The 23,794-nt window shown below is 69.7% G+C and carries 24 protein-coding genes; 7 read left to right on the top strand and 17 right to left on the bottom strand.

All coding sequences use genetic code 11. From position 1 onward, the window contains the following. Nucleotides 1-40 precede the first annotated feature (40 nt). Nucleotides 41-403: a nuclear transport factor 2 family protein gene (locus ACFWV3_RS20510; protein ID WP_382412978.1), complete on the bottom strand. Its 363-nt coding sequence runs from the start codon at nucleotides 401-403 to the stop codon at nucleotides 41-43. Nucleotides 404-886: 483 nt separating this feature from the next. Between ACFWV3_RS20510 and ACFWV3_RS20505 the strand changes: the two genes are divergently transcribed. After that, nucleotides 887-1,252: a hypothetical protein gene (locus ACFWV3_RS20505; RefSeq protein ID WP_382412977.1), complete on the top strand. Its 366-nt coding sequence runs from the start codon at nucleotides 887-889 to the stop codon at nucleotides 1,250-1,252. 74 nt (nucleotides 1,253-1,326) lie between these two features. On the opposite strand, the gene ACFWV3_RS20500 is transcribed toward ACFWV3_RS20505, so the two are convergent. Then, nucleotides 1,327-2,394: an IS110 family transposase gene (locus ACFWV3_RS20500; RefSeq protein ID WP_382412976.1), complete on the bottom strand. Its 1,068-nt coding sequence runs from the start codon at nucleotides 2,392-2,394 to the stop codon at nucleotides 1,327-1,329. Between the two features lie 611 nt (nucleotides 2,395-3,005). After that, on the bottom strand, nucleotides 3,006-4,016 hold the full coding sequence (locus tag ACFWV3_RS20495) for a DUF5937 family protein (protein ID WP_382412975.1): 1,011 nt from the start codon (nucleotides 4,014-4,016) through the stop codon (nucleotides 3,006-3,008). Between the two features lie 99 nt (nucleotides 4,017-4,115). On the opposite strand from ACFWV3_RS20495, the gene ACFWV3_RS20490 reads away from it, so the two are divergent. Further along, nucleotides 4,116-5,177: a questin oxidase family protein gene (locus ACFWV3_RS20490; RefSeq protein ID WP_382412974.1), complete on the top strand. Its 1,062-nt coding sequence runs from the start codon at nucleotides 4,116-4,118 to the stop codon at nucleotides 5,175-5,177. 167 nt (nucleotides 5,178-5,344) lie between these two features. On the opposite strand, the gene ACFWV3_RS20485 is transcribed toward ACFWV3_RS20490, so the two are convergent. Further along, entirely contained in the window at nucleotides 5,345-6,112 is a 768-nt protein-coding gene (locus ACFWV3_RS20485; RefSeq protein WP_382412973.1) for a DinB family protein, read from the bottom strand. 177 nt (nucleotides 6,113-6,289) lie between these two features. Here ACFWV3_RS20485 and ACFWV3_RS20480 point away from each other — a divergent pair, with 177 nt between their 5' ends. Next, nucleotides 6,290-6,913 carry a hypothetical protein gene (locus ACFWV3_RS20480; RefSeq protein ID WP_382412972.1) on the top strand — a complete coding sequence of 208 codons (624 nt, stop codon included), beginning with the start codon at nucleotides 6,290-6,292 and terminating at the stop codon, nucleotides 6,911-6,913. Nucleotides 6,914-7,001: 88 nt separating this feature from the next. Next, nucleotides 7,002-8,150: a histidine kinase gene (locus ACFWV3_RS20475; protein WP_382412971.1), complete on the top strand. Its 1,149-nt coding sequence runs from the start codon at nucleotides 7,002-7,004 to the stop codon at nucleotides 8,148-8,150. A gap of 79 nt (nucleotides 8,151-8,229) precedes the next feature. Here the strand turns inward: ACFWV3_RS20475 and ACFWV3_RS20470 are convergent, their stop codons facing one another. From ACFWV3_RS20470 to ACFWV3_RS20445, 6 genes are all read right to left on the bottom strand, one after another. Then, the gene (locus ACFWV3_RS20470; RefSeq protein WP_382412970.1) at nucleotides 8,230-9,060 is read right to left on the bottom strand and encodes an alpha/beta fold hydrolase; all 831 of its coding nucleotides are present in this window, start codon (nucleotides 9,058-9,060) and stop codon (nucleotides 8,230-8,232) included. Between the two features lie 93 nt (nucleotides 9,061-9,153). After that, nucleotides 9,154-9,756: a DUF998 domain-containing protein gene (locus ACFWV3_RS20465; protein WP_382412969.1), complete on the bottom strand. Its 603-nt coding sequence runs from the start codon at nucleotides 9,754-9,756 to the stop codon at nucleotides 9,154-9,156. A gap of 205 nt (nucleotides 9,757-9,961) precedes the next feature. After that, nucleotides 9,962-13,240, bottom strand: a complete 3,279-nt coding sequence (locus tag ACFWV3_RS20460) for a BTAD domain-containing putative transcriptional regulator (RefSeq protein WP_382412968.1) — start codon at nucleotides 13,238-13,240, stop codon at nucleotides 9,962-9,964. Between the two features lie 128 nt (nucleotides 13,241-13,368). After that, nucleotides 13,369-14,241: a fructosamine kinase family protein gene (locus ACFWV3_RS20455; protein WP_382412967.1), complete on the bottom strand. Its 873-nt coding sequence runs from the start codon at nucleotides 14,239-14,241 to the stop codon at nucleotides 13,369-13,371. Then, complete coding sequence (locus ACFWV3_RS20450) at nucleotides 14,238-14,441, bottom strand: hypothetical protein (protein WP_382412966.1); 204 nt, start codon at nucleotides 14,439-14,441, stop codon at nucleotides 14,238-14,240. Before ACFWV3_RS20450 ends, ACFWV3_RS20455 begins: the two co-directional genes overlap by 4 nt. A 261-nt stretch (nucleotides 14,442-14,702) precedes the next feature. Continuing rightward, on the bottom strand, nucleotides 14,703-15,869 hold the full coding sequence (locus ACFWV3_RS20445) for an FAD-dependent oxidoreductase (protein WP_382412965.1): 1,167 nt from the start codon (nucleotides 15,867-15,869) through the stop codon (nucleotides 14,703-14,705). Between the two features lie 83 nt (nucleotides 15,870-15,952). Between ACFWV3_RS20445 and ACFWV3_RS20440 the strand changes: the two genes are divergently transcribed. Beyond that, nucleotides 15,953-16,552, top strand: a complete 600-nt coding sequence (locus ACFWV3_RS20440) for a TetR family transcriptional regulator (RefSeq protein WP_382412964.1) — start codon at nucleotides 15,953-15,955, stop codon at nucleotides 16,550-16,552. Between the two features lie 39 nt (nucleotides 16,553-16,591). Here ACFWV3_RS20440 and ACFWV3_RS20435 read toward each other — a convergent pair whose 3' ends face one another. Both ACFWV3_RS20435 and ACFWV3_RS20430 read right to left on the bottom strand, forming a co-directional pair. Then, nucleotides 16,592-17,968, bottom strand: a complete 1,377-nt coding sequence (locus ACFWV3_RS20435; protein ID WP_382413095.1) for an amidase — start codon at nucleotides 17,966-17,968, stop codon at nucleotides 16,592-16,594. Between the two features lie 40 nt (nucleotides 17,969-18,008). Further along, the gene (locus tag ACFWV3_RS20430; protein WP_382412963.1) at nucleotides 18,009-18,260 is read right to left on the bottom strand and encodes a hypothetical protein; all 252 of its coding nucleotides are present in this window, start codon (nucleotides 18,258-18,260) and stop codon (nucleotides 18,009-18,011) included. Between the two features lie 417 nt (nucleotides 18,261-18,677). Between ACFWV3_RS20430 and ACFWV3_RS20425 the strand changes: the two genes are divergently transcribed. Beyond that, nucleotides 18,678-19,367 (top strand): hypothetical protein, encoded by a 690-nt coding sequence (locus ACFWV3_RS20425; RefSeq protein WP_382412962.1) that lies wholly within the window; start codon nucleotides 18,678-18,680, stop codon nucleotides 19,365-19,367. Nucleotides 19,368-19,701: 334 nt separating this feature from the next. Here ACFWV3_RS20425 and ACFWV3_RS20420 read toward each other — a convergent pair whose 3' ends face one another. Further along, nucleotides 19,702-19,962, bottom strand: a complete 261-nt coding sequence (locus ACFWV3_RS20420) for a hypothetical protein (RefSeq protein WP_382412961.1) — start codon at nucleotides 19,960-19,962, stop codon at nucleotides 19,702-19,704. A gap of 60 nt (nucleotides 19,963-20,022) precedes the next feature. Between ACFWV3_RS20420 and ACFWV3_RS20415 the strand changes: the two genes are divergently transcribed. Further along, nucleotides 20,023-20,655, top strand: a complete 633-nt coding sequence (locus ACFWV3_RS20415) for a TetR/AcrR family transcriptional regulator (protein WP_382412960.1) — start codon at nucleotides 20,023-20,025, stop codon at nucleotides 20,653-20,655. Between the two features lie 335 nt (nucleotides 20,656-20,990). Here ACFWV3_RS20415 and ACFWV3_RS20410 read toward each other — a convergent pair whose 3' ends face one another. From ACFWV3_RS20410 to ACFWV3_RS20395, 4 genes are all read right to left on the bottom strand, one after another. Continuing rightward, on the bottom strand, nucleotides 20,991-21,629 hold the full coding sequence (locus tag ACFWV3_RS20410; RefSeq protein WP_382412959.1) for a hypothetical protein: 639 nt from the start codon (nucleotides 21,627-21,629) through the stop codon (nucleotides 20,991-20,993). Then, nucleotides 21,626-21,922 (bottom strand): hypothetical protein, encoded by a 297-nt coding sequence (locus ACFWV3_RS20405; RefSeq protein ID WP_382412958.1) that lies wholly within the window; start codon nucleotides 21,920-21,922, stop codon nucleotides 21,626-21,628. Before ACFWV3_RS20405 ends, ACFWV3_RS20410 begins: the two co-directional genes overlap by 4 nt. A 93-nt stretch (nucleotides 21,923-22,015) precedes the next feature. Further along, nucleotides 22,016-22,531, bottom strand: a complete 516-nt coding sequence (locus ACFWV3_RS20400; protein ID WP_382412957.1) for a hypothetical protein — start codon at nucleotides 22,529-22,531, stop codon at nucleotides 22,016-22,018. Between the two features lie 65 nt (nucleotides 22,532-22,596). Further along, a complete protein-coding gene (locus ACFWV3_RS20395) occupies nucleotides 22,597-23,754 on the bottom strand; it encodes a PucR family transcriptional regulator (RefSeq protein ID WP_382412956.1) in 1,158 nt (385 codons plus the stop codon). Nucleotides 23,755-23,794 lie beyond the last annotated feature (40 nt).

The following is a 23,794-nucleotide window of genomic DNA, read 5'->3' as shown; positions in this document are numbered from 1 at the left end:
GATTTTTTCTCCGTCGAAGATTGAGATGACGTGGGTTCGGTCAGGCCACGTGGTTGGCGATGACGATTTCGGCGATGCGGTCGTCCCGCAGCGTGAACCGGTAGTCGAGCTCGGCGACTCCGCCGGGGAAGGTGCCTTCGAGCCGCACGGTGACGACCCAGTGGGAGTCGTCGGCGCGGCGAGCGCCGATCTGCTCGGTCGTGTACTCGAACTCGGTCCCGGCGTCCCGCAGGAACACGTAGGTCTGCTCCCGGCCGCGGAAGGTCTCGTCCTGGTCGACGATCACCGCGTCCTCGGTGAGCAACGACGAGGAAACGTCGGCGTCGCGGACGACGTGGGCGGCGAAGAACTCGCGCACGGTGGCGGGGAGCGGCTCGGACCGGAGTTCGGTGTTCTGTGTCATGAGCCCACCGTGTGACCTCGCGGCGCGGGAGGGTCAAGCCGCGAACTCTCCCCCAGGGAGAGAGTTCTTAGCGTTCACCTGCAGCGGCGACGCATCCGCACGGCTCAACCTAGCCGCGTGGCGGCCAACAGCCTGATGTCGCAGCAAGATGGCGTGGCGCCACGCCGGCTGGCGGGTCGATTTCGTCTCCCTTGAGCGCCGTCGTGTGCGAGTGAACACTCATCACCTATCGCTGTCTGTTTGCCTAAGCGACCAGAGCGAGGGGTGGACGACATCGCCGCCTATCTCAGGCTTGACGCACAGTGGTGGATCGAGCGGCGGATCGGGCGAACGGCTCGTCATGGTGAGTCGAAGGTGATCACGTTCCGGTAGGTGATCACCCGCGATCGAGATCCAGCTCCGGCAAAATCGAACATCCGCTCATGCCGCAGAGTGATCGCTAAGCCCGGCTGGCCACGTGTGCTGGTATGAACAGCTATGGACATGGGACGGTTCGTCGCGCCAATAGCAGTGGGTGTTGTCGTCGCGATCGCGTTCGGAGTCTGGGGGTTCACCACGCGGCACTCGGCGACTCCCGATGTCGTCGAGGGCTGGGCGATGCCGAACGCGCACGGAACAGCGGTCTCGTTGCACGACAGCAACGACACCCGTGTGGGTAGCGGCTACATCGTCACCGGCGCGTCCTGGGCCGGCCGGGACGGCCTGTGGCACGACGGCGCGGATGGGCCCACTTGCATCGGTACCGACACCGCCACGAAGACCCGCGTGCGGTTGGGCATCGTGGATGTGGAGCCCGGCGAGGAAGGGAACGGTGGGCCACGTGTGGTGTGGTTGCGCTGCCTCCCATAGGCCTCACCAGCCGCGCTCGGCACAGGCATCGCTTGCCCGTCATCAGCCCCAGAATGCGCGCTCATGGCTCCCCTCTATGTCAAGAGGCAGAAGCTTGACGGCTCAACTGTCGAGGCTGTGCGGATCTTGGCGTCGGTGACGAGTCGCTTGTAGACAGTGTCGGAGAGGCGTCGTTTGAGGCAGCGGATGGCTTCGCGTGGCGACTTGCCGTCGGCGAGCTTGCGGCGGTAGTAGGCCCGGCCCGGAGTATCGTTGCGGAGCCGGACTATCGCCATGATGTGCAAAACCCGGTTGATGCGCCGGTTGCCCGCACGGGACAGTCGATGGCGTCGGTGCTCACCGCTGGAGGCGTCGATGGGCGCGGTGCCGTTCCAGCTGGCGAACCGTCCGCGGTCCGGGAAGCGACTCACGTCGCCGACATCACCCAGGATCCTGGCAGCGCTGGACGGGCCGATCCCGTACAGAGCGCGCAGACCGGTCCCGGTCGCGTCCAGGAGCTCGGTCAGCTGTGCGTCGGCCGCGGTCATCTTGCGATCGATCGCCGCCAGGTCCGTGATCAACTCTGCGGCGAGGCGCCGGCGGGTCCGGCCCACGACATCACGTGGGCGCACCGTGGCGAGCAGGGCACGTGCCTGCGTGGCGGACAGGAATTTCCTGGCACCGCCGGCAATCAGCTCGGCGAGCAGCTTATGCAGCCGGTTGACGGTGTCGGTGCGGGCCCGGCCGAGTTCGTCGCGGCGGTCGACCAGCAGCCGCAGAGCCACGGTGTGGTCGTCGGGACTCACGCGGTGCAGTCCGGTGGTGCGCAGCGCGACCAGGGCCACCGAGCGTGCGTCGGTGGCGTCGGTCTTGCGACCGTGACCGGTGTCGAACACCCTCGCCCTGGCCGCGAGCTTGGCCGGGACGTCGAGAACCGGTTCACCGTTGGCGACCAAGCGCTGCGCGAGGTGCTTTCCCACGCCGTTGCAACCCTCGACCGCCCACACCCGGCCGGGTCGGCGGCGGCCCTCCTCGAGCATCCGCCGGTAGCCGTCGTTGTCGGTACCGAAACGTCCTCGGCCGAGGGTGCGTTCCCGACCGTCGACGATCTCGATCGTGGCGGACCGCTTGTGCGGATCGACACCGATGATCACTGGGCTCATGTCGTCTCCTCGCCAGCCGGGAACGGGAGGCGAGGAGAGCAACGCTACTTCGAGCTGAGCAAACCCCTCTTGAGCCACAACCCCGCCGCGGTCTCCGACGGGACGCACACCATGAGTGAGCCACACCCAGGACCACTGGTGGGCAGCCGATGAGAGAGCGTCCCGTCGAACACCTCGACCGAGCCTGGCCGGGCATCGATCGTGCCGCCAGTCAACAAGTAGCCGCTGAGCGCGCGGACCGACCACAGTCACGACACCGCTGGCGCCCCTTGGGAGCACGGAGTGGGAGCAGGTTGGGAGCAACTCCATGCGTTCAACGTGCCGCAACTGTCCTCAATGGACCTGAACGGAACCGCGCCGAGCTGCAGAAGTCCTGTCTTCGCAGGTCAGCACGGTGTCGGTGCCATAGTTCACACAGAAGGAGTCCTCGGACCGGCCTGAACGGCGTTCAATTGCACTGAAGCGCAGGTCAACGGCACTGAACGGACGGGTACTGCGGATACCACACAAGCGAGCACTTAGTAGTTCGGGGAGCAGACGAGACGATCGCCTCCGGCAGCTCCGAATGCACGCTCATGCCGATGAGCGAGCGTTTCGTGCTGGGCCTGGTGTCACTGATGTGCGGCTGCGGCGAGGAGTTGGTCACCGAGCGAAGTGCGTTGGTAGAGCACGTTGTGCCCGTCGCGATGGGAGGTCACGATGCCGGCTCGGCTGAGCGCTTTGAGATGTGCATTGACCGTGGGGGCGGCCAGACCGAGCTGACCGGCGAGGTGGGTGGTGGACATCGGCAGGTCGAGCTGGGTGAGGATCGCGGCGCGGCTGCCGCCAAGCACGTTGGTCAGTGCGGAGGAGCGCGGTGTGCCGGGCTGGGACTCCCACAGCCGACCGAGTCCGCGTGGGGAGTAGGTGAGTGCCGGTTGTGGGTCGGCGGTGCGGACGATGACGTCGGGCCAGGCGAAGACGCACGGGATCAGCAGCAGGCCGCGTTGTCGTAGGTCGGCCGTCGCGTTGTAGTACTTGACGATGCTGAGGGTGTTGCGGTGGAAGCTGACGGCCGGGTGCAGGGTGCGGAACAGCTGGCGGACGCCGCCGGCGGCGAGTTCCTGCAGGCGGTGGGCGAGATCGGCGTGCAGCAGCGCCTGCATGCGCGGCCAGTGGGGTGCGACGCCCAACTGCCAGTAGCCCTCGAGGGCGGCCACGATCCGGGCGAGTGCGGATCGGGGGTCGGCGATCAGGTCGTTCAGCATCGCGCGGCGGTGGCGATATCCCGGTCCGCGCATGGCGATCGGGTGCTGGGCGAGGTGTGCCAGCTCGGTGGCGACCAGGCGGGGATCGGTGGCGGCCAGCGCCGCCAGCCCTGTGTCGAAGCCCGGTGACCGCTGCGGAGGGATCGGGTGCAGGAAGTCCGGGAGGTAACCGGTAGGACGGACCACGGTGGTGAGCAGGTCCAAGCCGTCGTTGTGGTCGCCGATGCGCCTTCGAACCTGCGTGAGCCAGGGCGCGTGGAGTCCGGTGGTGGAACCGGCGGTGAGCGTCCGGAGGCTGGTCACGGCTTCCCACAGCGGGGACGTGGCGAACCGGATCTCACCGAGGTCTTCGACGCTGAACCGCAGCGTGATCATCCTTGCGAGATTAGGCCACAACCTAATCCTGGGCCGTCCGGTCGCCGGCCGTGCATGGTCGTGACACGACGACCGGCGCTCCGGCAAGGCGAGGCAGTGATGACATCCAACGCGGTTCTTGATGAGGCGTACCAGCGGTTGCACGGCAAGGGACCGGAGTTCGGCGGGGACGAGGAAGGCAACCACGGGCTGAGCAACCACGGTCCGATGGCGGTCGAGGTGATGGTGCGCCGGGGCCTTGATCTGGACGTGCACAGGTGGCTGGACCGTTACCTGGACCGGCTGACCGACCTGCCCGGCACCACCGAGCCGATCACGACGCACAACTGGCGCGCCGCTCTCGGCGACCCGCGGCGGATCGGTGACTGGACTGTCTACTTCACCGGGCAGATCGCGGAACAACGGTGGAAGCAGGTACTCACCACCTGGTGGCCGCGGCTGCTGCCCGGCCTCATCGCCGGCTCGACTCACGGGGTCATCCGGGTCGGACACGCGGTGCGTGCCCTGCGCGCTGCGGACCAGGATCGCATCGCGGCCACCGAACTGGGCCACGGCCTGGCCTTCTGGGCAGCGCGGTGGCGCACGCTCCCCGGTCTCGCCGCGCCCACCGGTGTCCGGCCGGCTCGTTCCGCACTGGCCGCGGTGCCCCGGCTGACCGAGCAGAGCGGATTCATCACGCATCGCCTGAACCGGCTCGCCGAGCTTCCCGGGTGGCCGGCCGCGCTGGCCGCCCTGCAGCCGGCGGACAGTCCGGCCGACGTGCCGGCCCGGCTGGCCGACCTTGTCCACGCCGCCACGCTCGGCTATCTCACTCACGGCCAGGCGAGCCCGGTGCTCCTCGTCCACACCGCGACCGCCCCCAACGCCGTCCGCCACGTCCTGCCCGTGCTCCCCACGCCGATGTGGGTGCCCAGCTTCACCGCGGCCTGGCACGCCAGCGCGGCTGTCACCGCGACCTATGCTCCGGCACAACCGGAAACCCCGTCGGCACCGACGCTCGGGAACGACCCGGCCACCGAGGTGCTCGACCGTGCCGCCCGGCACGGCGACGAGCACGTCATCAAATTCGCCGACACCGCCCTTGACGCCTTCGACCACACCGGTGACCCGGACGTCCTGGCCGCCGCCCTGCACACCACCCGCCTCATTCCGTCGCCGTGAACTTCACCCACGCACGTAGATCCAGATGCGGCATGCAGTGTCGATGTCCGCGCGCCCCGTGACATCCGCCACCGGCGCTGATCGTGTTGCACACACGCTCATGCCGACGAGCGCGCGGTCATTCGCGGCTACACCGAGTCGCCACTTGGTCGGAGTCCACGCGGGACCTACTGCCGTCCAGACACACCTGCCTCGAGCACCGCAAGGTCGCGCACCGCGTACCGGTGGTGCTCGGCTTCTTCCTTCAGCACCACCTTGAGACAGCGGCGCACGACATACTCCTGCTCGGGATACATGTCGGCCGGCTTGCGCCCGCACACCCGGTCGAGCTCGGCCGGAGTGAGCCCGTCGACCACACGCCGCATCGCGACCATGCGGGCGAGCCGCAGCTCCAGCACCTCCTCCAGCGTTGGCGTGGCTTCGAGGGTGAGGCCGAGCTTCGCCGCCTCCTCCGGCGGCGTCCCTCCGGCGGGCAAACCCAACGGGTGGTAGGGCGCTTCCTCTTCGAGCACGGCGTTGCCGAGCCAGGCATCGCAGGCGAACAGCAGATGCCGTTGCGTCTCGACGAACGACCACTCACCGCCGACCTGCTCGTGCAGTGTGGCCTCGGGCAATTGCCTCGCCCGGTCGAGCGTCGCGCCCCACAGAGTCTCGATGGCGTCCCAAGCAGCCCGGTAGTCCTCGGGGGAAGCCGCATCGCGCGCCAGCACCCGCGCGGGATGCAGGCGGTCGAGCTCGGCCTCGACGTAGGCGGTCACGTCGACATCGTTGACGACGAGGCGCTCGAAGTAGCCACCGAGGTAGACGTCGCTGCCGTAGCAGTCGACGATCTTCAGACCACTCACCTCGCAATCGCGGATCTCGAGACCATCGAGGTTGCTGAGGTGGATACGAGCGCCGCGGAACTGGTCGGTCTGGGCGTATTCGGAAACCATCGGCGCAGTCTCGCTCACTCATCACGCCCGCGCCAGGTTCGGCAGAGGTCTGAAGCGGGCCCGCAGTTCCGACAACAAGGAAATGACCACTGACACGGGCTAGCAGTCGCAACGCGATGCCCGGCCTGGTGCGTAAATCTGATGAGCAGGCGACGGTGTGCGGGATAGCGTGTTTCAGTGCCTGACGAGGAACTGCTGCGTCGATGGGAGCAACGCTGGCCGGACTGCCCGCCCATCGGCTACGAGCTGCGCTGCGAGCGGGATCGGTGGGTACGTTTCCACAGCCTGCCGGAGTCCAAGCGCTACCCGGACACCGAGGACGAGTGGACGATCGTGCTGGACCGCTACAACACCGTGCTGGACGAACTGTTCACAGGCCTTGACGTCCATGTCGCCACCTCGGACTGGTCCGACACCCCGGTACCGCCTGAACGCCCGCGCAAACGGACGCGGTGGCACCCAGACGCACATCACTGGACCTCGATCCTCACAGATCCGGACCCGGACGATCCGATCTACACGCACGTGTACGTCAGCCAGATCCCTTGGGAACGCGGCAGCATCAACGCGCTGCTGCGTGCTGTCGCCGGCAACGTCACCCATGGAGTGCTGATCACCGACGCCGATCTGCAACGGATCTACCACCCCTACGACGGCGGCGCCGACGTCGTCCTCGCCACGAGCAGCGAACCGACCGACTGCGCTCACGGCACAGCGGCTGGCTTTCCGCACACCCATCAGGGCTGTAAAACCGATGGCCGCAAGGCCGTCGGCGTCGCTCATGCCGCGCGTACGGCGTGAGGCCGGAGTGCTTGACCAGGGCGCAGGCCCGATCGCGGTGGTGGGGGCGTGTCACCATTGGCCCCCGGTTGATCGAGAAGGAGTCGCCGTGACGAACCAGCCAAGCCTGAACGCGTGGCGTTTCCTCGCGTTCGGTGTGGTCGTGGGGCTGCGGGCACTGGGCCTGCTGATCCGGATGGTGTTGCCGCACCCGCCCCGCGTCGTGGAGTCCGTCGGCCGGCTCGCCGCGGACGAACGCGACCGCGTCGGCCGATACCTGGCGACCCCGATGCTTCTGCCGTCCACAGAGGACAGCGCCACGACCGTTCGCCGGGAAGTCCGGTGGCTCACGCTGCAGGCCACCGCGGGAATCCTGGTGGGGTTGCTGCCGGTGGGGTCGGTGACCGGCGTCGCGCAGAACGTGTTCATCGCGGCGTTCTGGCCGTTCATCCCCGAGGTCACCTCCACGTTGGGCATGCCGGTGCAGTCGTGGAGCGACGCGGTCCTCACGCTGGCCACGGCCGCCGCATACGGGCTGCTGGGTGTCCTTGTGGTTCCGTACGTGGCCCGGTGGTACGCGAAGGTCAGCGCTGCCCGGCTGGCGCCGTCGGTGCAGTCGCTCGCCGAACGACTCGCCGAGGTCACCGCGACACGGGCGGCCGCGTTGGAGGCGCACGGCATCGAGCTGCAGCGCATCGAACGCAGCCTGCACGACGGCACCCAGAACCGCCTTGTCGCGGTGGTGATGCAGCTGGGACTGGTGGAACGAGCCCTCATCCGCGATCCCGCCGCGGCATTGCCCTCGGTGCTCAGCGCCCAGAACGCGGCCACCGACGCGCTCGCCGAACTGCGCCAGGTGGTGCGCAGCATCTATCCGGCGGTGCTGGCCGAGCGGGGTCTTTCGAAGGCGGTGGCCTCGTTGGCGGCGCAGTGCGCGATCTCGTGCGCACTCGACGAACATCCGCTGCCACGGGTACCCGCGGCGGTGGAGGCGGCGGTCTACTTCGTCGTGGCCGAGGCGTTGACCAATGCCGTCAAGCACAGCGGGGCCGACCGGATCACCGTGAGCCTGCGCGCCGAGGACGGCGCACTCGTCGCGGAGGTCACCGACAACGGCCAGGGCGGTGCCGATGACGGGCAGGGCACCGGCCTGCGGGGAATCCACCACCGGATCGCCGCGTTCGACGGCACGACCAAGATCGACAGCCCGGTGGGTGGCCCCACCGTCGTGCGAGTGGCCATCCCCACGGGACCTTGAGGCGTGCGGAGGTCCTCCTCGCGGCCTTTTGTCCGTCGGCGGCCCACGCGAATCGTGCCGCGGTCACCTGCTGGTCCGATCAGTCCCGGAGGAAGTCCGCCACCGCCGTGCGGAAGTCGGGGCTGCTGCCGACGATCGAGTGATCGCCGGCGACGAGCAGGAGGCGGGCGTCCGGCATCGCGTCGGCGAGCACTTCGGGCCGATCTGCGAGTGGGTCCTGGTCGCCTGCGATGACGAGCGTCCGCGCGGTGATGCGGGCGAGCTCGACTCCTCCCGTGTGCACCGCCCGTGCCTGCGCGGCCAGGGACGGGAGATCCGCGCCCACTGTCTCCGCGAACGCGCGCATGCCGGCAACCTCCGGTGGGAGGGATTCAGGGTCGTCGGCGAGCAGCGCTTCCGCGAGCACGTCGTTGGGCAACACCCGCGTGTCCACCCCGCCGAGCTCGACGACACCGGCGCCGACGCCGCCGACGACCAGCTTGCGCACCTTCGGTTCCTCCGCCGCGACGAGCAACGAGATGATGGCTCCCATCGAGTAGCCGACAAGATCCACCTCGGGTGCGCCGAGAAGATCGATCACCGCACGCAGGTCCCGTGCCATGCGCTTTTCACCGTAGCGGCGGGGATCCGGGGACTTCTGCGACCGGCCGTGGCCGCGGGCGTCGACTCCGACCACCGTGCGGCCCAGCGCGGTCAGTGCCGCCACGGTGCCCCTGTCTGCCCAGTCCACCATCGTGTTCGCCGTGAACCCGTGCTGCAGGACGACCGGAACGGAATGCGCCCGGACCCCGGGGTCGGGTTCCCAGCGGTGGTACGCGATCTCCGTTCCGTCGTCCACGACGAGCACGGCCGTCCGCGGTTGCGGGGCCGCGGTGAGGCCGGCCCTGAGGTCCGGCACGGGATCAGTCATCGAGGACCTCGGAGAACATGCCCGTGACAGTAGGGGAACGGCAGGCCGCCTCGCCGCCGAACCGAGGTCTCGTGGCGACTTCCACTCCCCCGCTCAGGTCCTGCGCAGTGCGTTCCCCAGGACGAGGAAGCCGATCAGGAACGGGTCGACGATGCCGCGTTCGACCAGCCCGATGAGAGTCCCGGCTTCCGAGGAGGCCACGGTCAGGTAGACCGGGATCGACAGCAGGCCGTAGACGCCGGCGATCTTCAGGCCGGTCCCCAGCCGGCGGGAGAAGCCCAGGGTCCGGTGCGCGCCTCCGAGGAGGATCGAGAGCACGTTGCCGCTGAGGAACGCCGCCAAGGCGCCCAGGGCGTGGAAGTCGGTCCCGCCGTCGGCCGGCTCACCGGAGCCGGGGAAGAACCCCAGGGTGACGCCGCCCGCCGCCAGCACGGCCGCCAGGAGGACGTACAGCCGGCGGCGCCTCGCGGGCAGGCCTCGCAGCAGCACAACGCCGGTCAGCGCGGTGAGTCCGAAGAGGACGAAGCCGGTGTTCATGACCCAGGCGAGCGGTGAGTACATGAACTGGCCGAACGCGGTCGTCGGGCCGTGGACCCCCAGGTTGCTGATGAAGTGGTGGGTGTAGCTGTACGCCGGGTCCTTCCACGCCGCGGCGGCGATGAACTCGGCGGCGAAGTAGATGCCCGCGCTGGCCATGAGGACTGTTCCCGCTCTGCGGTTCCCCGAGGTGGACGGTGACTGCGGCTGTTGGTGGGCAACGTTTCCGAGCGCCTTGTCGGCCATGTTTCTTCTTCCTCTGCTGATCAGCGGCTCGCCAGTGGCGATGTGACCTGCGAAGGATGGAAGGGACCCCTGACACGGCACCGACATCGCGCTGACACGCGCTGGTCCGGTTGGAACATCACGACCGGGCGCTCGAAGATCCTCCCTGGAAGGCCGTGCGACTGGCACCGGTGGGCTGACGAGGTGCCCAGCTGACCGCCGCCGCGGCGCTTATCGTGTCCAGGTCCCACCCCTGCGCGTAGGCGTCGTCGAACTCCTTCTCCCCCAGCGTGTCCCGTGCTCCGCGGATCAGTTCGCGGACCTCCGGGTCGGTGGCGTCGTGAGCACCGCGCAGCCTGGCCGCGATCCCGAGCAGGACGGCTGACCGGTCGTCCTGTCCGTGCGCCGCGGCCAGGGCGGCCGCTTTCACCGCCACGGACGACAGCACCGGCATCTCCCCTGTCGAGACAGCGGACGCGTGTGCCTGCCGCAGCGCCACATCGGCTCCGGGCAGGTCTCCCTGCGCGAGGCACAGCGCGGCCCGCGCGGTGCCGATCAGGATCCGGGTGCGGTCCGCGGGGAAGACGGTGCCGTCGAGCAGCCGCCGGTCGCTCCGGTCGAGCAGGGCGGCGGCTCGGCCGAGGTCACCGAGCCGCACCTGGACGTCGGCTTCCCTGGCGTCGATGAGCACCTGCATCTCCGCCGAGGACGCCTGCCGTGCCCGCTCACGGGCGGAGTGGAGCGTCCCCAGCGCCTGACCGGTGTCGCCGCGCCGCAGGTGCAGGTCGATCCACTGGAGATCGCGGTAGAGCTGGTCGCCGGGGCTGAGCGTGCCGAACTGGCCGGCGAGCGTCCAGGCCTCGCGCAGGTCGGCCAGTGCTCCGTCGAGGTCGTCGTAGCGCCGGAACTGGGCGCGCATCGGCAGCGTGGCCGCCTGGCCCCACCGGTCACCGGCTTGCCGGAAGCGGGCGAGGGAGGCCTCCACGTGGGTTCGCGTCCGGTCGAGCTCGCCCTCGTTGTCGGCGTTCTCGCCGAGGAACATGTGGGCCAGGGCGGACAGCCACGCGTCGTCGCCGTCGGCCAGGATCCGGAAGCTCGCCGGCGCCGCCTCGTCCTCCAGCAGCGCCAGCAGGACGGGGCCGTACACGCGGTGGTGGCCGGGCAGTCCGTGGTGCGCGAGCAGGCGGTGCGCCAGCTCGCGCATCTCGTCCTGGTCGGCGGTGGTTCCCGCCATGACGTTCACCTGGTTGAGCAGGTGGATGGCTCGGACGCAGTCGCGTTCGGGCGTCGGCTCCCCGCCGGGCACGGCCAGGGCCTCGCCCAGCCAGTGGGCGCCGTCCGGGTGGTTGCCGAACATCTGCCAGTACCAGGTCATGTTCAGGACCAGGGCGATCGCACCGCGCGAGTCGTGGGTGGTGCACAGGTGGCGTAGCGCGGCGAGGATGTTGTCGTGCTCGGCGCCGACCACGTCCATGGCCGCCAGCTGATCGCGGCCGCGCAACCGGGGGTCGTGACGTGCCATCAGGTCGGTGAAGTGCGCGGCGGCCAGGTCGCGGGCCGTGGTGAGGTCGTCGGTGTCGGTCAGGCGTTCCGCGCCGTACTCGCGGATGGTCTCCAGCATCCGGTAGCGGCCGGAGGAGGGTGCGAGCTCCAGCAGCGACCGGTCGACCAGGGCTGCGAGCAGGTCGGGGACGTCGGCGGCGGGCACCGGTGTGCCGGCGCAGACGGCGGTGGCCGAAGCGGGCGTGACGCCGCCGGGCAGAACGGAGATCCGTTTCGCGACGGTGCGTTCGTGGTCGGTGAGCAGCTCCCAGCTCCACGCGATGACGGCGCGCAGTGTGCGGTGCCTGGGCGGCGCCGTGCGGCTTCCGGTGGTGAGCAGCCGGAACCGGTCGGAGAGACCGGCTGCGAGATCCGGCAGCGACAACGTCCGCAACCGGGCCGCAGCGAGCTCCAGCGCGAGCGGAATGCCGTCCAGACCGCGAACGACGTCTCTGACCAGAGGCAACGTCGAGGCGTCGATGTCGAAGCCCGGCTGCACGGCGGCCGCGCGGTCGAAGAACAACCGGACCGAGGCGGTGCGGCGGGCCTCGTCGACGCCGTCGCCGGTGTCGGGCAGTTCCAGTGGCCCCAACGGGACCAGCGCCTCGCCGTCGACCGCGAGGGGCTCGCGGCTGGTGGCCAGCACGCGCAGGCCGGGACACCGCAGCAGCAACGCCGTCACCATGTGCGCGACCGCGTCGATCAGGTGCTCGCAGTTGTCGACGAGCAACAGGTTCTCGCCGCCGAGCTCGCCGGCGAGAACGTCCAGGTCGTCACCGTCGACCTGCCTGCGGGCGGCGAGCACCGCGACGCCCCGCAGCCCGATCCCGCCGAGCACCGCCGCGGGGACCTTCGCCGGTTCGGTGACGGACGCGAGATCGGACAGCCAGGCGCCGTCGCGGTACTCGTCGCGATGCCGGCGGGCTGCCTCCAGCGCCAGCCTCGTCTTGCCGGCCCCGCCGGGACCGAGGACGGTGACGAGGCGGCTGGCGGAGAGCAGGGCGCTGACCCTGGCGAGGTCGTCGTCGCGACCGACGAAGCTGGTCACCGATGCCGGCAGGGGGACGGATCGCCTTGCCGGGTCCGGACGCGTTTCCGGCACCGCGACAGGCTTTTCGGGACGCAGCATGCGCAGGTGGCGATCCCGCAGAGCGGATCCCGGGTCCGCGCCGAACTCGTCGGCCAGGGCCACCCGCGTCTTCTCGTAGACGGACAACGCCTCGGCCTGACGCCCGGCGGCAGCGAGCGCGTCCATCAACAGCGCGGCCGCCCGCTCGTGGGTCGCGTGCTCGGCCAGCAGGCCGGTCAGCCGGGCGATGGCAGATTCCGCCCTTCCCGACGCCACCTCGGCTTCCGCGAGGTCTGCGAGCACCTCGACCGACAGCTGCGCCAGCCGCGTCGCATGGGCCGGTGCGACCGCGGCGATCACCGCGGGCTCGGCACCGGGATCGTCGCGCCACACCGTCACGGCCTCGGCGAGCGCGGTGCTCGCCCCTTCCGGATCGCCCGCCCGCAATCTCTCCCTGCCGTCGGCGGTGAGCTGTTCGAAGCGCAACGCGTCGACGTCCGCCGCGTCCACCGCCAGCCGGTATCCGCCTGCTACCTGCACGACCACGTCGCCAGTCATGTCGGCAGGACCGAGTGCGCGACGCAGGCGGGTGACGAGGGTCTGCAGGGCGGCGGCGGGACCGGCCGGTGGTTGCTCGCCCCAGATCGCGTCGATCAGCACACCCGGCTCGACCGGCCGGCCTCCGGCGAGCGCCAGCCGGACGAGCACGCCCTGCAACCGGGCGCCCGTCACGGCGAGCACGTCCTCGCCGTGCAAGACCTCGAACGCGCTGAGCAACGACACGCGTAGCCGCGCACCTCCGTCCATCGCCTGATCATCGCGCGCCCGCCCGCACACACCCAACTCCGGGGCCGCGTGCGCGCGGTGGTGGCCGGCAGCTGCGGGTCCGCTTCACCAACGAGTTCGGGACCGCGGAAGGAGCGCGCCGGCGAGGTTCACCCGGCCCGGAACGGCCTGAGGATGGCGCGGACCTGGTCCGCCGCGCCCCAGTCGTGGTCGAACATGGCGATGAGGGCGAGGCTTTGGCGCAGCTGGACCAGGGGCATCCGGGCGCGCCAGTCGTCGTCGAGGCCGGTCAGCTCCGCGTACGTGGCGAAGAACCGTTTCGCTTCCGGCGGGTGCGGCGAGCACCACAGGTGGGCCAGGTCGACCTCGGCCCAGGTGTAGGAGACGGCCGGGTCGATGACAGCGGGCCCGCCGTCGGCGGTGGCGAGGACGTTGTTCGCCCACAGGTCGCCGTGGGTCAGACAGGCCGGGTTCGCCGGCAGCAGGTCGGGCAACCGCTCGCAGAGCCGTTCCAGGGCCCGCCGGTCCCGTTCGTCCAGCGCCGCCCGGACCCGCCGCTCCGGCAACCAGCGCAGCAGGCGGTTGCGCGCGAAGAACTCGTGCCCGTCGGCAGTCCACGTGTTCACCTGCCGATAGCGGCCGAGCCAGTTGTCGCGCTCCCACCCGAACCGGTCGTGCACCGTGGAAGTGTGCAGCCGGGCGAGCGCGTGGGCGAGCTGTTCCCAGAACGCCTCGTCCGCCGGTCGTTCACGCAGGACCGACAGCACCAGCAGGTCCGGCGTCGCGGCGACGACCTCGGGCGTGACGAGCCCACCGCGGTCCCGCAGGGCGTGCAGTCCCTCCGCCTCGGCCGCGAACACGTCCTGTGCGGGCACCTCGGCGAATGACTTGACGAACAACCGGGAGCCGTCACGCCGCACGGCGATGCCGGCCACCGCGGCGAGCCCGCCCTCGACCGGCTCCACCGCCGTGACGTCGTCCAGCCCCGCGGCATGCAGGCGACGCAGCAGGAAAGCGGTCACCGGACTACCAGCTTCGCGGCGCGCGGTTCGAGGTGCGCGACGAGATCGTCGGCCTTCTCGCAGGACGGCGCGTCGTACGGCGGAGCGGCCAAGCGGCGGATCAGGCCGAGCGACTCCGCCAGGTCGATGCCCGATGCGCTCGCGCTGACGACGTGCACTTCGGTACCGGCGATGCGAATAGTCAGAAGAGCCGCGCTCACCGCAGAATCATAGAAGCGGTCCGATGATGTTGCCCGTGTTGAGCTCCTGACCGCCGGGAACCAAGGAACCCACACCGCTGCAGCTTCCGCACGCAGATGACCACGATCTTCTCGTTGTCGGAGGATGAGGCCGGGGAACTGTGGGCCGGAGGCCGGCCCGGCCGCGACGAGTACCAGCCTGGACCACCGAACCCTGACGGCATGCCGACTCTCGGTCAAGACGGCAGAGCAACCATACGGGTGATGTGGAGCTGATGACGATCAAGCGGTCCATGCCGGTGGTCTGACAGCGCGCGTGAGCATGCGCCGCAACGGGGTACGGGTCACGGTGCGCATGACGAGGGCGTTCATCCGGGCTTGTCGCTCGGTGGAAGGTGCCCAGCGTTTCAGCATCGACGGGGACGCATCGGCGTGACTCCAGCGCGTGAAGCGACGCATCTTGGTCTCGTAGGCGTGCAGAGCACTGTCGAGATCTCCCGGTTGGGTAGCGATGGCATCGGCGAGTGCTTCGGCACCCATGATCGCCATCGCTGTGCCGAGACCGGTCAGCGCGGAGCCGGACCACGCGGTGTCGCCCAGCAGGACGGTCCGGCCCGTCGACCAGGACGGGGCGACGACCTTCGTCAGTTCTTCGCAGTGGAACCCGGGATCGTGGGCGATCCGGTCCAGCACGGACGGCACGTACCACTTGTCCGCGACACCGGCCCGGGTGATGTGCTCGGCGACGAAACGGCGTTGCGCGGCGGTGTCGTTGGTCAGTTCAGGCCTTTGTGGTGCGCGGACGGCGACGAGGGCCATGCCCTGGACGCGGCCGGGACGGATGGCGACCATGACCCCGCCGCCGGCGCTGAAGACGCGCATGTCACCTCCGAACTCCTCCGGATAGGACAGTGCGACGAGGGCCAGATAGCCGCCCAGGTAACAGGATTTCGCCTCGGGGAACAGCCGGGCCCTCAGCGATGAGCGGGTGCCCTCGGCGATGACGAGGACGTCGGCGTCGAGTTGGTGACCGCGACTGGTCTCCGTTCGCACACCGGTGGCGGTGGCGCCGGTGGCCACCAGATGTTCGCCGTAGCGAATGTCCGCGGCCGATGCCTTCTCCAAGACGGCGTTCAGGTCTTCGCGGCCGATCTCGACGTCGGCCACGATGCCGCCGTCCTGAGCCGGCATGCGCCACAGCTCGTTGCCGTCGTGGCCGACGGCAACCATGCGTTCCTCGGCTACTCGCAGCGCGGTCACCTCGTCGAGGAGATTCCAGTCGCGCAGCACATGTCGGCTGTGGCCGCGCAGGTCCACCGTGTGGCCGCCGGTGCGGGGGCCTGGGGCACGCTCCACCACAGTGGCGGTGATGCCCCGGCGGCCCAGCGCGACGCCCAGCGCGTTGCCGGCAATGCCTGCTCCGCTGATCAGAACGCGTGGTGTGCTCACGAATCCAACCGTAATCCACGTCTTGCACAATGTGCAAGACGTTGTGCAAGACGTTGTGCGAGCCTCTCGGTATGCTGTGCACCGTGGGCAACCGAGAAGACCTCCTGCGCGCCGCCCGTGTCTGCCTGCAGGAACGCGGCCTGGACACGACCGCACGCGACATCGCCTCTCTCGCGGGCGTCAGCCTGGCCGCCATCGGCTACCACTTCCGCACCAAGGACGAGCTCCTCGCCCACGCCGCCGCAGAGGCCATCGGTGACGCCCTGGGCAGCTGGATCGACCAAACCCTCCGCTCCACACCGCCCGACACCAGTCCCGGCGAGACCTTCGCCGACTTCTGCGGCCGGCTGCCTGACGGCTTCGCCGCCGTGCGCACGCACCTGCTCACCTCGTTCGAGCACCTCACCCGCCTGGTGCGCGCGGGAGACCCCGCCGCGACCATGACGCCGGCACTGCGCCAGACCGTCGAAGCCCTCACCGGCATCCTCGGTGACATCCACCCCCACCTGCCCCGACCGGAGCTCGACGGCCTCGCGCACCTCTACAACACCGTGATCAACGGCATGTCGATCATCTGGCTCGCGTCACCGGGCTCCGTGCCCGCACACGCGACCTTCCAGAACGCCATCACCGCACTCACCCGCGACCGGACCGACACGCCGCCTGTTCAGTCCGGCATGTGACAGCTGAGATGGGCGTGGCCGGACAGCCACGAGGGCACGTCAGGGCTGGAGTGGCGGGCGACGGTCGCGGACCGGGCTGACCGACTCGAGTCGTTCGGCCAGTGCGAGGAGGTCGTCGTCGGCCCACCAGGTGCCGATGAGCTGGACACCGACAGGCAGGCCGCCCGCGGTCGTCCCGAACGGCAGCGAGACGGCGGGCAGGCCGGTGAGGTTGAACGGCACCGTCGCTCGCATGACGTTGCGGGCCGGCACTTTCTCCCCGTCGACGACGTAGCCGGATTGCGCATGCGGCGGCGCCGGGATCGTCACCACCGGGCAGACGAGCACGTCGTAGGCCTGGAACCAGTGTGTGAACACCGACCTCAGCTGTTCCACCTCGCGCTCGGCGGCGAGGTAGTCGGCGATCGTGACGTCGGGTGCCTGGAGCATCCGCGCGATCACCGGATGCAACTCCGCCTCCCGACCGGCCGTGATGCCGCGCAAGTAGGGCAGCATCTCGGCGGTGAACAGCGTCGCCGAGATCCGCGTGCAGTCGTGCTCGGCGAGCCACGGGATGCCGACCTGCTCGACCGGGAAACCGAGGCCGGACAAGGCCGTGGCCGCCGCGGCCACCGTCGCGGCCACCTCGGGGTCGATCGGGCCGAACGCGTCGGTGGTCCAGCCGATCCGGACGGGCCCGCCCCGCCGGGCGGCGGCGGGCAGGGCGACCACGTGGGGGTCCAGCCCGTCGGGGCCTTCCACCAGGGACAACGCCAAGCGCAGGTCGCGCACGCTGCGCGCCATCGGGCCGGTGTGCCACCAGCGCCGCAGCACGTGCGGGAAATGACCGGTGCACGGCACCCGGCCGTGGGTGGGTTTGATCGAGGCGATGCCGGTGTCGTGGGCCGGTCCGCGCACGGAGATCGCGACATCACTGCCCAGGCCGAGCGGCGACAGACCCGCCGCGATGGCCGCGGACTCGCCACCGCTGGAGCCGCCGGGGGTGCGCTCGGGGTCGTAGGGGTTGAGTGTCCGGCCGGCGACCAGGTTGTCGGTCTCGGTCCAGTACGACATCTCCGGCAGGTTGGTCTTCGCCAGCGGGATGCCGCCCGCAGCCCGCAGCCGCGCCACGGCCGTGGCGTCGGCCTCCGGCACATGATCGGCGAACAGCGACGATCCGCGAGTGGTCCGCACACCCTCGGTGTCGAACGAGTCCTTGATCGTGAACGGCACACCACCCAGCGGCCCGGTACGCGGGCGAGCGGCGGCGGCGAGAGCCTGCTCGCCCAGCACGGTGACGAACGCGTTGACCCGCTCGCCCAGCGCCTCGATGCGGTCCAGATGCGCCTGCACCACCTCGACCGCGGTCACCTCGCCGACAGCCATCAGGCGCGCCAGCTCGGTCGCGTCGAGCCAGACCAAGTCCACAGCGACCATCATCGATGATCGTGATGATGGGAGCCAGCACCCGTCGTCGTCAGCGGTAGGTCAGCCAGAGTGGCCAGGCTTCGTGGGCGATCTGGGCGTAGTTGCCGGCAGGGCCGGCGGTGTCAGCGTCGAACCAGCGGACGAACTCCTCGTGGATGACACGTTCGAGGTCGCGTTCGGTTGCCGCCTCGGGCAGGCGCAGTGCGATCGTCTCAGCTTCGAGTCGGTACTCGTCGCTGTTGTGTTCGAAGTTGATGCCGATCGGGTCGTGGCGGAACAGCAGGGCTTCGAGACTCGTCACCAGACCTTGCCGGCCGGCGAGGAGTCGTTGTCTCGTCTGCTCGTCGCGGACGGGGTCGGCTTGCACCTGGCGCCGGCGCGCATCGGCACCCTCATCAGCACTCCGACGCCTCAACCATTTCCGCACCAGTCGATGATCTCAGGCTTTCCTGCCCGGCACGACTGACTTGCCGTCCTCAATGACATGCGCGACGGTCGCGCATGAACGCACTCTCATGCTGCCGAGCGCGCTGGGGTCATCGAACGGCGGTTCACAGTGAGGTTCACCGTGGAGTACCAACTACTCGATCAATGAAGCCTGCCAGTCTCAAGGGTCAAGTCCTGCTGGGCAGGGGAAAAACGAGAACGCCCGCGTCTAACCGCAACCGGAACGGACCATCTGCCTCGGCCAGGTCCAGCCCCGTCATAGGATCCGGTCATGGCGAACCGTTCGTACCTGTACAGCACCAGCAACCGGCCGGAGTCCTATGAGGACCGGCCGGAGACGGTCTCCGGGTTGTCGGAATGGCCCTACGCCATCCCGTTCTCCTTCCTGGTGCTCCTGTCCGGCGATCCCCGGCTGTGCGCGTCCCTGATCGCCGACGGCTTCGACGGCGAGCCCCCGGAGAGCAGGACCACGCTGTACGCCATCAGCGGTGAGTTCGACGCCGGGTTCGCGCGGCTGACGAAGTTCGCCGCCGCCGTGCGCGCCGTGAGCGACGCCGAAGGCCTGCACGCCGGGCTCGCCGAGGCGGAACGGTTCCTCGACGCGCACCGCGACCGCTACGTCCTGCTCGAGACCGTCGAGCTCGACACCATGATCGAGAGCGGCGAGGACGAACTGCGGGCGCTCATCGAGGGCCACCTCGACCTGTGCCGGGCGGCGGGCGCGGCCATCGACGCGCTACCCGACGACGCGGCGGCGGCCGGGGCCGTGCTCGCCGCGGCAGCGGCCGAGCGGTCGGCGCCGCCGCTGGACGCGTTCCACGGGCTCGTGCTGACCGACGACTTCGACAACACGCGGGACGACAGGACCGAGAACCCGATCGGCCTCAGCTGGTGGACCGACGTCCTCTACTTCGCGCTGTGGAACCGGGCGGAGTACGCGGCGAACCAGCCGAATCAGTAACCCGCGGCGGCCTTCCCGTACTCGGCCTTGAGCACCGGGGTGAAGAAGTAGCGGAACAGCGGCACCGACTGGCGGGCCAGGCCCCGCCCGTCCGGGAACGCGCCGGACGCCCACGCACCATGAGCACGTCGGGGTAGGTCAGGCAGACGGTCGACGCAGACCTGACCGTGCGGCTGAGCGTGACAGCCGCAGGCTCACGCGCCCGAGTGACATCAGCGGCGCGAGCAGGACCAAGGTTCGGATGATCACCGTGTCGAACAGTGCACGTACTGGATTCGACGGCCGTCGCTGATCATGTCGCTCGAGCACGCTCCTGCCGATGAGCGGACGATCGTCACTGACCGATGGCGGGACCGTCGAGACGCGGCCGCAGCACCAGCGGCGGGTCGCCGGGTGCCGGAGCCTGCGGACTCCGCTTCGCCTCGCGCTGGATCTCGATGTTCGTCCTGTGAGCGATCGGATCCCAGATCTCTTCGAACGGCGACATGAGCGACTGGCCACCGCCTCCACGGCGTGCACGCACGGCGAACCAGACAAACCCCGCCAAGCAGAGCGGCAGGCTGAGCAACGCCGCCGCAGCGCCCCAGAACTCCATGCGCCTGAACGTACAGTAACATCGCGTTTCCAGAAACGCTCCGATACTGAATGGTGGACGTTGGCCAGGCTGACGCGCGCGGAGCAGCAGCGACGCACACACGAACACCTGCTGCAAGCCGGACGACGGGCCTTCCTTCGCCACGGCTTCATCGGCGCGACGGTCGAGGCGATCGCAGCCGACGCCGGCTACACCCGTGGCGCCGTCTACAAGCACTTCGGCGGCAAGGAAGGACTGTGGCTGGCGATCATCGACGCCGACGCGGACACCCACCTGCGACACCTGCGCGAAGTCCTCGCCCACGCCACCGACCGCAACAGCCTGATCGCAGCCCTCACTCCCGTCGACCCGGCCGACGAGGACGCGGCGAAGTGGAGCGCCGCGGCCGCGGAGGTGCTCGCCGCGACGGCACAGCAACCCGACACCGCACCCCTGATCGCCGCCGTCCAGCAGCGTCACGACGAGGAACTCGTCACCCTGCTCACCGAGCACGCCCGACGTCTGCACCTCGACCTCGCAATGCCCCTCGATCAAGCGGCCGTCATGCTCGGCGCACTGAGGATCGGGCTGGCCCTGCGGCACACGATCGCCCCGCCCGCAGACTCCGCCGCCATCCTCACCCACGTGCTGGAGACCGTGTTCCCACTCCGGCAGTCATCAGCGAACCTCTCCGCGACCCCGAGCCCGCACTGACTGGGATCCCTCAGCAAGTCCGCGGAAGGCGGAGCCTGGAACTCGACGAGAACCGATCCGTCGACCTGTTCCGCGACGCGCTGCGCCAGCCGAGCCAGCACAGGCCGGCCCGCGAGGGTGCTCACGAAGATGTGGAACCTGATGTCGCAGCGCATCGGCTCACCGGCCGCACGCTCGAGGAGGGCAAGTTCCGCCCGATCAGTGAGGAGTGGTCACCGCACTGATGCCGTCGGCGACGAGGACACCACATCCTCGTCGCCGACGGCCGGCAACCACGTCTCGGTGGCCCGGGGAGCGGTCCTACCCGTTCGGCACGGAAGGCCGGCTCGGGCGGATCACAGGGTCAGCGCCTCGTCGAGGTCCTCCTGCGTGCACCAGCCGATGGCGTCGTCCGGATCGAGCTGCGCGACCTCGCAGAGAACGGCCGGAGGATCCATCTGCCGCCATGTGCGGACCCCGCTGAAGCGGGGGTAGATGACGAGATACCTGCCGTAGTCCCGGAAGCCCTTCACACCGATGATCGCCCACACGCCGTCGGGCGCCATCGGGTTCTTCTTGAGGTGCTGCTCGGTGACGCCGTAAACCGGCTCACGGCACGTGCCCGCCGCCTCGTTGTCGGTGCGGTGGCACACGTAGTCCGCCGTGTTGTCCAGCAACCGCTTGATCTCGTGCGGCAGCAGGTGCTTGGCGTTGACGCGGTGCCGTCCGCCGCCAGGTCCCGCCGGGGTGGCCGGGGCCGGCGTGGCCGGGGTCGCGAACCAGCTCGACAACCAGGTGGTGACGCCTCCGGCGAACACCATCGGCCTGCTGGCGTTGAACCACGCCCGGAACTCGTCGAACGCGTACGGAGGGATCACCGGGAACTGCTGGCGGATCAGCACGATCGGCCGGTGCCGGCGCGCGGTGCGCCACACGCTGTCGAGCACGGCCCGGCGCACTGCGAGGCGGCTCGCGGCCGGGATGAGGGCGGTCATGCCTCGCTCCAACCGGGCTTGGCCATCGCGGCGAAGGCCTCGTCGACATCGGCGGCCACCCACGCCGCCAAGTCGTCCTTGCTGACGCCTTTCAGGTCGGGGTCTGCGGCGAGCGCGGCCTTGAGGTCCTTCTCCAGGTTGGCGAGCACCGCCTTGGTGAACTCCGCCTTCGACGGCAGCGCGGCACGGAACGCCTCGCGCTCCCCTGTCTCCGCGGCGGTCGGCTGCTTGCCTGGATTTGCCTTGGTGGCCTCGACTTTCGCGGTCGTGGCCACCGGTTCCTTCAGCTCCATCGGGCATCCCTCTGTCGGCGGACGGAGTGTCAACCGGCAGTCGTCCCGGTGGCCGACGTCGTTAGCCGGTTCAGGGGATCCCACCCGTTCAGCTCACCTCGCCCGCTCGACCAACCCGAGCAGGATCTGGCGCGTCGAGCCCATGCCGTAGCGGTCCACGTCGCTGGACATCTCGGCCACCTCGACGAGGGTGGGAACGATGTCGATGCCCGCGGCGCGTGCCCGGTCAGCCAGGTCCCACAACCCCAGGAGCACGTCACGGGTGTCGGTCCCCTGGTCGATGGCCGAGACCTTGACGAGTCGTAAGCGGTAGCTCTGCGGCTCGGTCTCGTCGAAGGGCAGCGTCGCCGCCCAGCGGAATGACGGGTAGCGGTCGAAGATCGCGCGCACGGCGGCACGGGCCGGTTCGTCACCCCGCTCGTAGTGGTCGAGCAGGTCCGCCAGGGCAGCTCCGGCCTCGGCGTCGACCCCGGCCTCCTGGGCCGGCGGCATCCGGGTGGCGAGGTCGGCCGCCCAGTTCGGATCGTTCAGGTCTACCGGGCGTTGCGCGATCGGACGCAGGATCTCGTCCAGTTCCGCGACACGTCGTTCGACGTCTGGTAGCGACATCCCGCCATTATCGCGGTGGCCGGAGCGGGCCGGACCGGCTTGGCAAACCGGCTCGGCGAGCTCGCCTATCTGTCCATTTCGGACAGAAGACAGGCGGTGACGGAGTGGGTCAGCCCGGCGAACGAGCGTGCGTCCAGGCCGGTGAGCTGGGACCACCGGTCGAGGCGGTAGGTGACGGTGTTGGCGTGCACGTGGACGGCCGGCACGGTCGCCGCGATGGACATGTTCGCGGCCGCGAAGGCCAGCACGGTCTCGGCGAGGTGGGGATGAGCCCTGGCGGTCTCCACAGCCGTTGCCACGATCCCGCCGTAGCGCGGGCGTTCGGCCAGGAGGACGGCCTCGTGCCAGTCCTGCTCGAACGTCCGCACCGGATGCGACGCCGAGGTGGCCGCCAGGGCCATGCGGGCGTCGCGGAGGCTTTCGCCGGCGCCCGCGATCCCCCGGCGGACCAGGCCGATGCCCCAGCGGCCCTGGAGGTGCCCTTCGGCCAGCCCTCGTCCGGTCAGGGCCGGTAGCTGCTGCGCGGGCACGACGATCTCCAACCGGCCGCCCGCGACGACCCGGCTCACGACGTCGGCGGTGGAGTCGGGCGGCAGCAGTGCCATCGCCGGGTGGACCACGTCGTGCTCGGGAAGCCAGACCAGACCGGCGAAGTCGCCTTCCGGGTCGAACTGCAGCCGGGTGGCGATGTCGGCGGCTGCCGACCGCTGCTCGAGATCTTCGAGGCGTTCCAGGAACTGGTGGGCGAGCGTGATCCGGCCGCCGTCGATGGCCCGCGCGACCCTGCTGTGCGCGCCGGCCATCGCCGTCGTGGTCTCCCTGATCGTCTCGAACAGCAGCGTGCCGATGTGCGGCAGGAGGGGAACCGCCTCCGGTGTGGACCGCTCGACGACCATCTTCCAGATGACGGTGTCCGCGGCCTGGTAGGCGGCGATGACGGCGTCGATGGGGATCCCGTCGACGGCTCGCCTGGCGGCCAGGTCGGTCGCCGCCGCGAGCTCCGACGGGCTCAGCGCGCGGCGTTCGGCGAGCGCGCGCAGCTTGTTCCTGAGCTGCACCACGACCGCCGCGCGGTGCTCGTCCTCGGGGACCACGGTGTAGACCGGCTGGGTGGTGCGGATGGACCAGGTGACCGTGTCGGCTATCTCGGTGCTCTCGTCGGCCAGGGCGAGGCAGACCCGGCGAACCGGCTCCCAGGCCGACTCGTGGAAATCACCGGACACGTCGTCCTCCGGACAAGTATTTCCTCGTTTTCACCAGTTG

This window comes from Lentzea sp. NPDC059081 (assembly GCF_042738015.1).
Lineage (GTDB): Bacteria > Actinomycetota > Actinomycetes > Mycobacteriales > Pseudonocardiaceae > Lentzea.
This window is presented reverse-complemented; position numbering and strand designations above follow the sequence as displayed.